Origin of the sequence: Shewanella sp. W3-18-1 (assembly GCF_000015185.1) — a bacterium.
Classification (GTDB): domain Bacteria; phylum Pseudomonadota; class Gammaproteobacteria; order Enterobacterales; family Shewanellaceae; genus Shewanella; species Shewanella putrefaciens.
Genome location: NC_008750.1, coordinates 1,756,900 through 1,771,405 on the forward strand (window position 1 = coordinate 1,756,900; position 14,506 = coordinate 1,771,405).

The 14,506-nt window shown below is 41.3% G+C and carries 8 protein-coding genes; 4 read left to right on the top strand and 4 right to left on the bottom strand.

What is annotated here, in order from left to right; genetic code table 11:
• Positions 1 to 9 precede the first annotated feature (9 nt).
• Positions 10 to 966, bottom strand: a complete 957-nt coding sequence (locus tag SPUTW3181_RS08080) for an AAA family ATPase (RefSeq protein ID WP_041408162.1) — start codon at positions 964 to 966, stop codon at positions 10 to 12.
• 262 nt (positions 967 to 1,228) lie between these two features.
• Here SPUTW3181_RS08080 and fadI point away from each other — a divergent pair, with 262 nt between their 5' ends.
• The 3 genes from fadI (at position 1,229) to SPUTW3181_RS22115 (ending at position 5,194) form a co-directional block, all read left to right on the top strand.
• Positions 1,229 to 2,539, top strand: coding sequence for an acetyl-CoA C-acyltransferase FadI (gene fadI, locus SPUTW3181_RS08085; protein WP_011788887.1), 1,311 nt, complete (start codon positions 1,229 to 1,231; stop codon positions 2,537 to 2,539).
• 5 nt (positions 2,540 to 2,544) lie between these two features.
• Entirely contained in the window at positions 2,545 to 4,665 is a 2,121-nt protein-coding gene (gene fadJ / locus SPUTW3181_RS08090; RefSeq protein ID WP_011788888.1) for a fatty acid oxidation complex subunit alpha FadJ, read from the top strand.
• A gap of 328 nt (positions 4,666 to 4,993) precedes the next feature.
• The gene (locus tag SPUTW3181_RS22115; protein WP_011788889.1) at positions 4,994 to 5,194 is read left to right on the top strand and encodes a hypothetical protein; all 201 of its coding nucleotides are present in this window, start codon (positions 4,994 to 4,996) and stop codon (positions 5,192 to 5,194) included.
• A gap of 296 nt (positions 5,195 to 5,490) precedes the next feature.
• On the opposite strand, the gene SPUTW3181_RS08105 is transcribed toward SPUTW3181_RS22115, so the two are convergent.
• From SPUTW3181_RS08105 to SPUTW3181_RS08115, 3 genes are all read right to left on the bottom strand, one after another.
• Positions 5,491 to 6,111 (bottom strand): hypothetical protein, encoded by a 621-nt coding sequence (locus SPUTW3181_RS08105; protein WP_011788890.1) that lies wholly within the window; start codon positions 6,109 to 6,111, stop codon positions 5,491 to 5,493.
• Positions 6,112 to 6,220: 109 nt separating this feature from the next.
• Positions 6,221 to 10,498 carry an EAL domain-containing protein gene (locus tag SPUTW3181_RS08110; protein WP_041408163.1) on the bottom strand — a complete coding sequence of 1,426 codons (4,278 nt, stop codon included), beginning with the start codon at positions 10,496 to 10,498 and terminating at the stop codon, positions 6,221 to 6,223.
• A 284-nt stretch (positions 10,499 to 10,782) separates the two neighbouring features.
• Positions 10,783 to 13,572 carry an insulinase family protein gene (locus tag SPUTW3181_RS08115; RefSeq protein WP_011788892.1) on the bottom strand — a complete coding sequence of 930 codons (2,790 nt, stop codon included), beginning with the start codon at positions 13,570 to 13,572 and terminating at the stop codon, positions 10,783 to 10,785.
• 430 nt (positions 13,573 to 14,002) lie between these two features.
• On the opposite strand from SPUTW3181_RS08115, the gene sixA reads away from it, so the two are divergent.
• Positions 14,003 to 14,473 (top strand): phosphohistidine phosphatase SixA, encoded by a 471-nt coding sequence (sixA, locus tag SPUTW3181_RS08120; RefSeq protein WP_011788893.1) that lies wholly within the window; start codon positions 14,003 to 14,005, stop codon positions 14,471 to 14,473.
• Positions 14,474 to 14,506 lie beyond the last annotated feature (33 nt).

Sequence of the window (14,506 nt, forward strand, 5' to 3'; positions counted from 1 at the left end):
TCTTCACCGTTAAGGTACTGCAACTTGACTCAAGATGTGGTCGATGACCTGATCGCGGCTGACACCCTCGGCTTGTGCTTGGTAGCTGAGTAGCAATCTGTGTCTTAACACGTTCGGTGCGACAGCTTGAATGTCTTCCGGTGAAACAAAGTCTCGCTCGTGCAGCCACGCACGGGCGCGGGCGCAGCGTTCTAACGAAATAGTTGCGCGCGGGCTGACGCCGTACTCAAGCCATTTAGCTAAATCTTCGCTGTAGCGGCTTGGTTCACGGGTCGCCATCACGATTTCAACTATGTACTTTTCAAGCGGCTCGGCGAGGTAGATTTCCATGGCTTCGTCACGGGCGGCAAACACATCTGCTTGTGCAATCGGCTCAGTGGTTGGCAATTCGTGGGTGAGCGCTTCTTTGCGGGATTGACGCAGAATTTCGAGCTCAGTCTCGCCGCTTGGGTAATCAAGGTTTAAGTGCATCAGAAAACGGTCAAGTTGTGCTTCGGGCAGGGGATAAGTGCCTTCATTCTCTAATGGGTTTTGGGTAGCCATCACTAAAAACAGCGGTGGAAGTTTATAACTGTGCTTACCAACTGTAACTTGACCTTCGGCCATGGCTTCTAATAAGGCTGACTGAACTTTGGCTGGTGCACGGTTAATTTCGTCCGCCAAGATTAAATTGTGGAAAATCGGCCCGGCTTCAAATTCGAAGGTGCCAGTTTGCGAGCGATAGATATCTGTGCCAGTTAAGTCGGCGGGCAGCAGATCTGGGGTAAATTGAATGCGGTGGAAATCGCCCTCAACCCCGTCACATAAGGCTTTCACTGCACGGGTCTTTGCCAGTCCCGGTGGGCCTTCAACTAATAAGTGGCCATTGGCAATTAGTGCAATGAGCAGATTTTCGGTCAATACTGGCTGCCCTAAAACAACCTTATTTAGGTAAGTGCGTAATGCGTGGAAGCGACTCAAAGGCATGATGCTACTCGTTTTATTATGTTGAAAATGCGTGTGTGGGCTATAGACCATGGATATGGTAAAGAATTCCCTTAGGGTTTGGCTAGTGTTAAAAAAACAAACAGGTGTTTAAAACTTGCTGACAAGAAGTTAGAATCAGATCACACTTTAATGGTCAGACCTGTTATTGGGCGTTTTTCGCCGTAAAACAATGGGTCAAACATGGAAATCGATAGCGCCGCCTGAAATCTCTCAGCGATAGCGCACATAAAGAGGGTGACAAATGAGTGATAGACAACAGGTTACGAACGCCAAGGGTGAACGTATCGCCATTGTAGCGGGTTTAAGAACGCCATTTGCGAAACAAGCCACGGCATTCCACGGTGTATCGGCATTAGATATGGGCAAAATGGTGGTCAATGAATTATTGGCGCGCTCTGAACTCGATCCTAAGCTGATTGAGCAATTAGTCTATGGACAAGTCGTGCAAATGCCGGCTGCACCGAATATAGCCCGGGAAATCGTGCTCGGTACTGGCATGAATGTGTCGACTGATGCCTATAGTGTCACTCGCGCCTGTGCGACTAGCTTCCAATCTACTGTCAACGTGGCCGAATCTATTATGACGGGCAATATCGACATCGGTATTGCGGGCGGCGCCGACTCTTCCTCTGTATTGCCTATCGGTGTGTCGAAAAAATTAGCTCATGCGTTAGTCGATTTGAATAAAGCCCGTAGTTTTGGGCAAAAGTTACAAATTTTCCGCCGTTTAGGTTTAAAGGATTTATTACCTGTGCCGCCTGCAGTGGCAGAGTACTCAACGGGCTTGTCTATGGGACAAACCGCCGAGCAGATGGCAAAAACCTACAATATTAGCCGTGCCGATCAAGATGCCTTAGCGCACCGCTCACACACCTTAGCGAGTGAAACTTGGGCTTCGGGCCATTTGCGTGACGAAGTGATGGTCGCGCATATACCGCCGTATAAGCAGTTTATCGATCGCGATAACAATATCCGCGAAAACTCAGTACTGGAGTCATATGCTAAGTTGCGCCCTGCATTCGACAAACAACATGGTACTGTGACGGCGGCCAATAGTACGCCACTGACGGACGGTGCGTCTGCGATTATCCTGATGAGTGAAGGTCGAGCCAAAGCCTTAGGTTATCAACCGATTGGTTATATTAAGAGCTACGCCTTTAGCGCGATCGATGTGTGGCAAGATATGTTGATGGGGCCATCCTACGCGACGCCACTGGCGCTGAAGCGTGCTGGAATGGAATTAGAAGATCTTACTCTGATTGAAATGCACGAAGCCTTTGCGGCGCAGACATTAGCGAATATGCAGATGTTTGCTTCGAAAAAATTTGCCGAAGAAAAACTCGGCCGCAACCGCCCGATTGGCGAAATCGACATGAGCAAGTTTAACGTGCTCGGTGGCTCGCTCGCTTATGGTCATCCTTTTGCGGCAACGGGAACCCGTTTAATAACCCAAGTGTGTCGTGAGCTTAAGCGCCGTGGTGGTGGAACTGGCTTAACGACGGCCTGTGCGGCCGGTGGTTTGGGCGTGGCTATGATAGTGGAAGTGGAGTAATTGGCATGGAAAAGACCTTTAATTTAACCCGCCGCGACGACGGCATCGCCATTTTGACTATGGATGTTCCTGGCGAAACCATGAACACCCTAAAAGCACAGTTTGGCCCTGAAATCAGTGAGATTCTGGCTGAGATTAAAAGCGATCCTCATATTCGTGGACTTGTGCTGATCTCTGGCAAAAAAGACTCTTTCGTCGCGGGCGCAGATATTTCCATGCTCGATGCCTGTAAAACGGCGGGCGATGCCAAAGCCTTATCCCAGCAAGGGCATGTGGTTTTTAATGAGTTAGAAGCGTTAAAAATTCCTGTGGTTGCGGCAATCCACGGTGCCTGTTTAGGTGGTGGCTTAGAGTTAGCCTTGGCTTGTCATCAAAGGGTATGTAGCGACGATGGTAAAACCATGCTCGGCGTACCGGAAGTTCAACTTGGCCTATTGCCTGGCGGCGGTGGGACGCAACGTTTGCCTCGTTTAGTCGGCATTACCACTGCCTTAGATATGATGCTCACCGGTAAACAAATCCGTTCTAAACAAGCCTTGAAAATGGGCTTAGTGAATGATGTTGTACCGCAGACCATTTTGCTGCAAACCGCAGTTGAGATGGCGCTTACTGGTAAACGTGCACCGAAACCTGTTAAAAAGTCACTCGTTAATCAAGTGCTTGAAGGCACGAGCTTTGGCCGTAACATTATTTTCGATCAAGCGACTAAACAAGTCGAAAAGAAAACCCAAGGTAATTATCCAGCACCAGCCAAGATTATTGACTGCGTGCGTCAAGGGATTGCGAAGGGGATGCAAAAAGGGCTAGAAGTCGAAGCGAGTCACTTTGCCGAATTAGTGGTATCAAAAGAATCTGAAGCGCTGCGCAGTATTTTCTTCGCTACCACAGAAATGAAGAAAGAAACCGGCGCTGAAGGCGCAACACCGCGTAAAGTGAAGAAAGCGGTGATCTTAGGTGGCGGTTTAATGGGCGGCGGTATCGCCTCTGTGACGACCACTAAGGCTAAAATCCCTGTTCGGGTCAAAGACATCAGCGAAAAAGGTTTAAGCAATGCATTAGCCTACGCTTATAAGTTGTTGGATAAAGGGGTAAAGCGCCGCCATATGACGCCTGCTGCCCGTGACAACTTAATGGCACTGATGACTACAACCACTGAGTATAAAGGCGTTAAAGATGCCGACATCATTGTGGAAGCGGTATTTGAAGACTTAGCGCTTAAGCATCAAATGGTGAAAGACATTGAGCGTGAGTGTGGTGAGCACACTATTTTTGCGTCAAACACCTCATCTTTGCCTATTAGCCAAATCGCCGAGGCGGCGACGCGTCCTGAAAATGTGATTGGTTTGCATTATTTCTCGCCAGTAGAAAAAATGCCGCTGGTGGAAGTGATTGCCCACGCGAAAACGTCGCCAGAAACCATTGCGACAACCGTCGCATTTGCCCGTAAGCAAGGTAAAACACCGATAGTGGTACAGGATGGCGCGGGTTTCTACGTGAACCGTATTCTGGCTCTGTATATGAATGAGGCCGCACAATTACTACTCGAAGGCCAAAGTGTTGAGCATTTGGATAAAGCTTTAGTGAAATTTGGCTTCCCTGTGGGACCGATTACTTTGCTTGACGAAGTGGGTATCGACGTGGGCGCAAAAATTTCACCGATCCTTGAGAAAGAACTGGGTGAACGCTTTAAAGCGCCAGCGGCTTTTGACAAGCTTTTGGGTGACGATCGTAAAGGCCGTAAAAATGGCAAAGGCTTTTATCAATACGGCGCATCGAGCAAGAAAACTAAAGCTGTCGATGAAACTGTGTATGGCGTATTAGGCATTAAGCCTGGCACCAATAAAGACGCAAAAGCACTTGCTGAGCGTTGTGTTGTACAAATGCTCAATGAAGCGGTGCGTTGTTTAGATGATGGTATTATTGCATCGCCAAGAGATGGTGATATTGGCGCTATTTTTGGTATTGGCTTCCCGCCATTCCTCGGTGGTCCATTCCATTATATTGACACTTTAGGCGCCGCGAACTTAGTGAAGATCCTTGAAAGTTATCAAAGTCAATTCGGTAACAGATTCGAACCTTGTGAGCGCTTAAAAACCATGGCTAGAGAGAATGTTAGCTTTTTCTAACAATGGATAAATGTTTATAGTGCACTTTGTTGTACAAAAAAGCGGCAATTGATTGCCGCTTTTTTATTGCCTTGAGGATAGTTTTTGCCTAAAAAATGTTCACATTTTTACGATAGATCTTGTATTATCCGCCTCCTTAAACGGAAAATGTGTTGCTCATAGTTGAGATGTCCGCAATGGGTATTACTCGCTTTATGGGAGGCAGAAAATATTATCTAACCTTTAAAAAAAGCGGTCTTAAAAATGCGCGCTAATGAATGAGGCTCTCAAGAAGCACGATTGTTTCGATGGAAATTTAAATTGTACTGTTAGCATTTTGAGGTGATTTGTGGTTTTTCTGATTATCTTTATAGCCTTATTCTCGGCTTTATACTTCGGTTTAGCGGCTTTTACTGTGGGTCTTTCAGTTAAGCTATGGGTGTTGCTGGGTTTAATGCTTGGACCGCTGGCCTATCCACTCTTTATGACACACAGCCATTTAGCGTTGAGGAAAATCCGTTGCAGTGAGGAAGGAATATTTAATAGCTAACAAATCAATTAGTTATGCAATACTTATGTTTTTAACACTTTTTTAAATTCACTTAAAACTAAAGGGAGCTTTTGCTCCCTTTATTGTTTCTAAGCTGCGCTAGCTTAATTAACTATCACTGTGCATGAGTGAGATTCATCGGTACAGAACTTAAATTAGTTCCACCAACCTTTTGCAGAAATCACTTCAAGACGATTCAAGCCTTCAGGCAACTTGACTTTTTTACGCGCAGGCTTGGATAAACCGAGTGCTTTTTTGATTGAATTTAGCATAGTTATCTCCTTAACAAATATATGTTATACCAGTTCAAACGATTTGAATTTAACGTTTGGAGAGCCAGCAACTTCCAATGGCTTGAATTTAACGTTTGGAGAGCCAGCAACTTCTAATGGCTTGAATTTAACGTTTGGAGAGCCAGCAACTTCTAATGGTTTGAATTTAACGTTTGGAGAGCCAGCAAGTTCTAATGGCTTGAATTTAACGTTTGGAGAGCCAGCAACTTCTAATGGCTTGAATTTAACGTTTGGAGAGCCAGCAACTTCTAATGGCTTAAATTTAACGTTTGGAGAGCCAGCAACTTCTAATGGCTTGAATTTAACGTTTGGAGAGCCAGCAAGTTCTAATGGCTTGAATTTAACGTTTGGAGAGCCAGCAACTTCCAATGACTTGAATTTAACGTTTGGAGAGCCAGCAACTTCCAATGGCTTGAATTTAACGTTTGGAGAGCCAGCAACTTCTAATGGCTTGAATTTAACGTTTGGAGAGCCAGCAACTTCCAATGGCTTGAATTTAACGTTTGGAGAGCCAGCAACTTCCAATGGCTTGAATTTAACGTTTGGAGAACCTTCAAGAGCAAAGTTTGCAGCATAACCAATTGAAGATAGCAAAGTAACGACAGTCAGGATTTCTTTAATCATTCTAATATTCTCTCAGGGCAAGTTGATATTGATTTATTATTGACACTGTTTATGCTGTTGCATCTGCCGTGCCAATGTTGTCAAACTTGCATTTATGATATTAAAACGATCAGATAATGTTGTTTTTTGTGGTTTCCTTAACCATGTCCGCTTGAAGAAGTAGAGTAAACTCGGATTCCTTTATCGCTTTGCTAAAAATATAACCTTGGATTTCTTCACAATTCAATGCTCGCAAAATATTTAATTGTGCAGTTTGTTCGACGCCTTCACCAACCACAGAAAGCCCCATATTATGGGCGATGGTGATAATAGAATCGACCATTTTGAGATCGCGATCAGATTTATCAATATCATCAACAAAGGCTTTGTCAATTTTTAAGGTATGAATAGGAAAGCGTTTTAAGTATGAAAGGGATGAGTATCCTGTGCCGAAATCATCTAGTGCTAAACTAACGCCCATTTTAGCCAATTGCTGCATGACGATAATCGCTGCCTCTGGCTGTTTAATGACGGTACCTTCAGTAATTTCTAACTCAAGATGACAAGCGGGGAGTTTGGTTAGTCTTAAAATTGACTCTATTCGTTGCTGGATATCGGGCAGTGCAAATTGACGCGACGATAAATTGACAGCGACTCTACCGTTAAATAACCCCTGTTCACGCCATTTCTGTGCAGCAAAACAGGCTTTACGTAAAACTATTTCACCAATCTCAACAATTAAACCACTTTCTTCTGCGAGGGGAATAAATTCCTTAGGAGGAATTAAACCTTGCACAGGATGATTTAACCTCACTAAAGCTTCCATGCCAGCAACACGACCTCGTTTTAGATCAATTTTAGGTTGGTAATAGACTTCAAATAGATCTTCTTTCAGCCCTTCACGAATAAGATTTTCTATTTCCAACTGTTTAATGGCATGCTGATTGAGCGATTCAGAGTAGAACTGGTAGCAATTTCCTCCTGCCGATTTTGCATGGTACATAGCAATATCAGCTTTTCTGAGCAAGGCCTGCTCGTTCTGTTCATCTTCAGGGTATAAAACGATTCCAATACTTAATCCTAAAACGAGTTGTTCTTCATTTATGTTAAAGGACATTTTGAATGCTTCAATTACTCGTCCTGCAATTGCAGCACTGGCACTAATATCAGAACCTTTATCCAGTACGATTGCAAACTCATCGCCACCTAAGCGATAAATACTCGTATTCTTAGGAAGAATAGATTTTACTCTAATAGAAACAAGTTTTAGCAATTGATCCCCCACTTGGTGGCCCAATGAGTCATTGATACGCTTAAAGTTATCAAGATCAAGTACCATCAAAGAATGGGCAATCTCCTTATTCACTAAGTTACTTAACGTGACCTGTAGATTCGATCTATTGGGGAGTCCAGTCAGTAGATCATTATTGGTTAATTTTCTAAGTTCTTCTTCCTGCTGTTTACGTCGAGAAATATCTGAAAAAACCCCAACATAATGGGATAGTTCGCCCAATTCATCATAAATAGCATCGATAGTGAGTTCCATATGAAAGTGACGATTATCCCCTCTAACTGCTTCGACTTCATTTGCCCAACGACCTTGTTGTTTGAGCATGGTTCTTATTTGAGAGGAAAAGTTTTCAGGATATAAATCAAATGTGAGCAAGTTGCCAATAAAATCAGTTCGGTTACGTAATGAAATCTTACAGCACGCTTCATTGACTTCAACAAAACGGTATTCACTGTCGAGAATAAACATGCCTTCTGAAATATTTTCAATGGCTTTTTCAAAAAGTCGTAATTGCTCTTCTTTTTGTTTAAATTGACTAATATTTTTAATGGTTCCCGTCATACGTAGGGCATTATCTTTATCATCTCGTTCTACAATTTTAGCTCTATCTAAAATCCAGACCCAGTTTTCATCTTTACCTTTTACTCTGTAAGCTGCCTCAAAATGATCTGTTTCTCCATAAAAGTGTTTATTAAGTGCTTCCCTAACACGCTCCTGATCCATTGGGTGAATATTACTTTCCTCGTTGTTTTTACCTGAACGATGACCATCGCGAGGGAATTCAAGGGAACCCCAAATATTTGAGCGAAAAATATTGCCCGTTTCTATATCCCAGTCCCACATTTCATCACCACTACCCCATAGGGATAGTTTTAATCTTTCTTCACTTAGAGCTATTTGTCGCTGAGTTTCTCTTCTGCGTAAAATAGTCTTTGTGACAATTAAAAGAGATACCACTAAAAGTATAAAATAAAGTGACTTAGCTTCAGTTGATAACCACCATGGGGGTGTTATGATTATGTCAATACTTTTAACGGGACCTTTTTTTTGAGTTAATAAATCAATTGCATATACTTTAAAAATATACTTTCCAGGTGATAGGTTAGTGTAGGTTGCAGAATTAATGTTATTTGATGCTATCCATTCATCAGATAATCCATCCATTTTATAATAATAAGAAGTGGATAATGATTCTGATGTGGGAGAATTGAATGAGATTGAAAATGGATAGTCTGAGTATTTAAGTGTAATATTCTCCGCAGTGTTTAATGAACCAATAAAGTATCCTGAGTTATTGCTTGTTATTGAATTGAATACGCGCAATTCAGATAGTTCAGATCGAGGTGCTGGAAGTTTTTCAATGTAGTCTAGTACATTGCTTTTTGATATAATACTTAATCCGTTGATGCCGCCAAATAGTAAATGATTCTCATCAATTACACCTCCGCTGGGAGTGTTGTATTCATATTGACTTCCATTTGAAGTGGATAAAATATAAGTGGAGTTGTCATGGATTAAAATGATTTGACCTTGTGAAGATGCAAAGATCGTATTCTCTAGAATTAATATTGAGTATATCCCCTTGTTATTCGAGAATAACTTGCTTAATGTTTTTGTTTCAGTATCATACTTGAACAGTGATGATGAAGTTCCAAATAAAATGTTGTTATTAAACTCTTTGATACTATACGTTAATTCGTTATGGATTTTATTCAATTTACCATTTTTATAATGGTACATACCATTTTGGCTTGCTATAAAAATATTGTCCTTTGAAATGTATAATACCTCAAAAATAGGATCTTCCTTTTCCAGACTTAATATGTGATAGATCTCACGGTTTTGTATGAAAAAAACTTTCCCATCTGAAGTGCCAGCAATGATATTATTCGAGTTTATTTTATTTAAAGTAGTGACTTTTTCAGATGTTATATTTTCTTCTACATCTAAGTTATTTATTAATTTAACTCCATTTGAACTGCCAATAAAAACACCTTCTTTTGTCATAACAGAATTCTTATAGCCATATACGTTGCTGTCATAGCTTTTTTTAAGATTAAGATTTTTGTCATAATAATGTAACAGTGGACTATCTGAGGATATTAATATGTTTCCATCAAAACTAAGACTGATATGCCAAACATTTTCATCCAGTAGATCTGTATGATACACTAGGTTATTTGATTTCTTTATTAGTTCAAAACCTTGATTATTTAGTCCGATAATTAAAGAGTTTTGGTATGCAATAAAATAGGTTTGCTCTATTTTTTCTTTTCTATTTGATATTTGACCGATAAGAATGTTTCTTTTTATGTTGTAAATTTTATTTTTATTTATTCCGTATAATTCTCCTTCTGTTTCACTTAGGAAGTCATAGATTATAGAGGATGATTTTTTTAAATTTCCTTTTCTGTATTTATATAAGCCATTATTTGTCGAAATAAAAAGATTTCCTTCGTAACTCCCTATATCCAAAACGTCTGTCATTAACATTTTTTTATTGTTATTTTTAATTTCGAATAATTTACCATCATAACTTTTTATAAATATTTCATTGTCAATATTTAAACTTTTCTTTACTTCAAGATAATCTTTCCCTATATAATCATTTCTGATATTGTTATTTTTTAAGTCAAGGCTGACTATGCCTTTATTTATCCCAACTAGAATTTCATTATTAAAGTCATTGTTGGATAAACTCCATATCTCACCATCCAGATATTCACTCTTGATATCGAGAGTGTTAAACGACTCATCATTTTTATTATATAAGACGAGTCCTTTGTCAGTGCCGATTAGGAGTTCATTTTCATTTGTGATAAGTAGGCTTCGAATGAATGAGCTTGGTAAACCAGAAGCACTATCATCAGCATAAAAATGTTTGAATTCTTTACCATCAAAACGATTTAGTCCGTTAAGTGTGCCAATCCAAATATAACCATCTTTGTCTTGAACGATAGAGGTAACTGTACTCTGTGAAAGCCCTTGCGGAACGCCGAAAGATTGCGATTGTAGAACTATTGGTGACTTATCAGAAAAGAGAGATGCATTTACGTCTTTTAATGTGTACAAGCATAAAATAGCGAGCAAGACGATTTTCAAGAGAATGTTAGGCATAGTATTGTTCTTAATATTATCCGATGATGCCATGAAACAATTATGTTACATCACTTTTCCAGAAAGTGATGGGTTTGTCAAAACTGACTTTGTAAAAAATCCTTTTAGTAGCATGTAGATGAGGTAAATTTGAGCGCTATTTGTAGGGTAAGATGGTATCCAACCATGTTTTCCATTGAGATAACGCATAGGCGTGGAAGATACTACTGTAGTATGACGTTATGACAGGGATTTTGTTTGTTCGTCAAAAATGATGCTGTTTCATTATTATTTGCAGTTCATGCTCAAAAATTAAACTTATCGGCATTTTGTTTAAATATTTTTAAATCGTTTATCATTTTCTCTGACTTCAGTGCTGCCTGAGCCCTGTGCTGCTCGCCAGTACTAAATAGCACTAAACGATCACTGTGTTTTGTACGCATTTTACGCATCATAAATTTGAGTAAATCTGTACGCGTGAGCTTAGTGATTTCTTCTACGACCAATTCTCTTTGATTGAATTGGTAATCCCTATTGCCCACACTCACCCAATAACGTTGACTGCGGGTTTTTAGGTTCGCATCATGTTCCATCACTTGATTAATCAGGCCGAGTTTAGTGCTTTCCCATTCTTCGTTAGTGATTTGCATAACTGCATAGTTAAAGTCGGCAATAAATTCGTCTATAGCTTCTAATAGATGCAGTGGTCCAGTTGTTGGCGACTGAATATAGAAAATCAGTCCAGGATGACGATTGAGTGGTAGATAACCTGTGCCTACCATATAGCCCAATTGCTTTTCGGTGCGCAGTTCATGGAAGAAGGTTGATGACATAGTGTGATTCAACAAGCTGAATAGTGCCATTTTTTCTGGCGTTGCAACAGCTGATTGATAATAAACGATAATAGCGCTGTCTTGGTGGTTTATGGCGAGTTCGCGCAGTAGTGTGCCTTGACCTGTTAGATTGACTAATTCTCTAGTTGATTCGGCACTTGGCGTCGAGACTAAGGATAAAATATGTTCTAAACGCTTGCCAAGTACTTGTGCTTCAGAGACTAACCAATCCCCGTAGACTAATCCTTCAAGATAGATTTTTTCGTAGAAGGCACGCACATGGTTATGTAAATCCTCTAGGGTGATATTTTCTAGCATTTGGGCCATGCGCGCCGGTTCATAACTGCGTTTTTGCAGAGTGACGGTAAGGCTAGTAAATAGTTGTGTAATAGGCTTAGCTTGTGCCAAATTCTGCCAACTACGTAGCAGTTGGGATTTAATCAGTGCAAAACGCTCTTCGGTAAAATTGCGCTCCCTCGCTTTGTGGATCAACAATGCTAATAGGGCTTCTTGATTACCGGTAAAACCTGATAAGTGCAGAGTAATCCCCCCTTGATGCGGGTAAATATTGTAGCTTAAGCCCGCAACTTCGGCCTGATAGGTGGGCTCGGTCAGATAATCGAGTAGCATCTCAACATACAAGCGGGTGAGGGCGGCATGTTTTGGGGTTTTACTTGCTTGCTCTGAATCAAGCGATAAATACATATGGCCCTTTGGCACATTGAACTCATCGTCTTTCTTGTGCCAAATTCGGTATCCCGATGATTCTGCAACTATCACAGGCACAGCGACTAGGCTTTTATCTGGACGAGCAATCGAGTCGGCGACAATAAAAGGGTTCGCTGTGGGTAATTGTAACTCGGGACGGATATGCTTTACTTGCCAGCGTGCAATAGATTCTGGAGGGATAGAGCTAACTTTGTAAGGTGTATGATACCAATTAGCCTGACGATCTGTTTTCACGGACTGTGCAACAAGCTGTAAGCGCATATTTTGTGGCACCATCAATTCAAGTAGCTCGATGGTCTCCGCAATATCCAGTCCATCCATGCGATAGTCACCAAAGACTAAGTCTTCAACCTCATAATGATGCATATTGATGCTGAGATGGCTGGCTAAATCGAGGGATTTAACTTGCTCTTGGTACCGAAACGCCATTTTGAGTAGGTTTGCTCTTTCTAAATAACGCCACTCATCTAAACCTTGGGTTTTGATGAGTTCGATATACTCAAAACAACTGCAAATAATGTCATCAAGATTGGCCAGCCCTTTATCTGTTAGCTGCAATCCAATACTGTAATCTTTAAAATTATATCCATTAACACCGCCACCAGCAGACAAGTTATTCACCAGCCCTTGCTCTTTAAGATAAGATAATAAGCTGCCTTTACTCTCATTACCTAGAATATGGCTTATATAAGTCAGAGGTTTACGTTTGTAATAGTGATCAATGCCGGGGAAATTAAAGCTGATACTTAGGCGTTTTTGATCTTTAAGCGGCACTATATCAACTTGAGTTAGCAATTCTTTTGGTGAAAAAAGCGGTACTTGAGGATAGTTTTTCACTAAATTTAAGTTACGGATCCCACTGAAATAATAACGGGCTAAGTGTGCTAATTCATCAAGGGGAAATGGTGCAACTAAGCACAAGGTCATTAGGTTGGCACTGTAATGACGCTGATAAAAATCCAATAATTCCCCACGGATCTGCGCTTGCTCCCCTCCTAATGTGACTAAATTACCCACGGAAAACTTCGAGAAAGGATGCTGTGGATTAACGGTTTCTTTCAGCACTTGGTATATTCGGCGGATATCATCCTTCAGCTTTAAACTAAATTCAGATTCAATGGCTTGGCGCTCTCTATCGACTAAGTCTAAGTCAAATTTAGGTGCGATAAAAAATTGGCTGAATCTGTCTAAGGAATCGGCAAATACGTCTTCATTGATGGTGAAAAAGAAATTAGTGTGCTCAGTGCCTGTCCAAGCGTTATTGCTGCCGCCATGTTGATTGATAAAGGCGTGATACTCGCCTGAATCGGGGAATTTTTCTGTACCAAGGAAGAGCATATGCTCTAAAAAGTGTGCCATGCCAGGTCTATCTGTGGGATCATCAAAATGACCTACACCAACAGCCATCGATGCAGCCGCTTGGCTGGCATCTAGATCTTCAACCAATAGCACCCTGAGCGCGTTATCTAAAACAAGATAACGATACTGGCGATGGTCGTTTGGGCTTTTATAAATAGACTGAGAGGCTTGCAAAGAGACACTCCGATAACGATAGCTTGTTATATATTGATAGTCTTAATGGTTTTTAGCAAATATCTCTTGTGTTTATCGACTAAAGATTAAGTCGTATACCCAAACCACCTCAAAATGCAGGATTCAGCGGGAATTTAACGCACTTTAGGCAAGGCGGTTATTTGCGAACCTAGTGGGCTAAGTTAAAAATAACCAACACAGCATAAAGTGCGTTAAAAGCCGCCGGGACGGAGCGCCTAGGGCACTCCAATTCCGTGTTGCATCAATTCAAAGGTAGCCGACATTCTGTCATTGATGCGCCTTGAATTGAAGCACCCTAGGTGCTCTGAAACTCGTATTTTGAGGTCGCTTGGGTATACAGGTTTGTCGAAACGAATTTTAGGGCTACAATTGGGATAAAACAAAAACAAGTGTGGGTAGCGAGAGAAGTATGCAGCTATTTTTGATGCGACATGGTGACGCAGGATTTAATGCTCAATCCGATAGGGATAGAACCCTAACCGATTTAGGAAGGCACCATACCGTTGTGATGAGCAACTGGTTAGCTCGAAGTATCACAGATTTTGATCTTGTCTTGGTTAGCCCTTACTTACGTGCACAGCAAACGTGGCAGGAACTGAGCCAACACTTTCCTGAGCCACGTAAGTGGCTTGTTGCCGATGATCTTGTGCCTTCTGGCGATCCTGCTAATGTTGCCGCTTTAATTGTTGCTTATGCTGAGTTATACAAGGCAGATAGAGTGTTAGTCATTTCTCACATGCCATTATTGGGATACTTAGTGAGTGAATTGGTTGCAGGGGTTGAACCGCCACTGTTTGCCACCTCTGGAATTACCTTGGTCGATAAACATGCCGAGCAAGCGTCGATTGTGTGGCAGCACGCTCCCCATAGTATTAGCTAATTTAGATTTATATCTCTTTTACAAAACAAACGG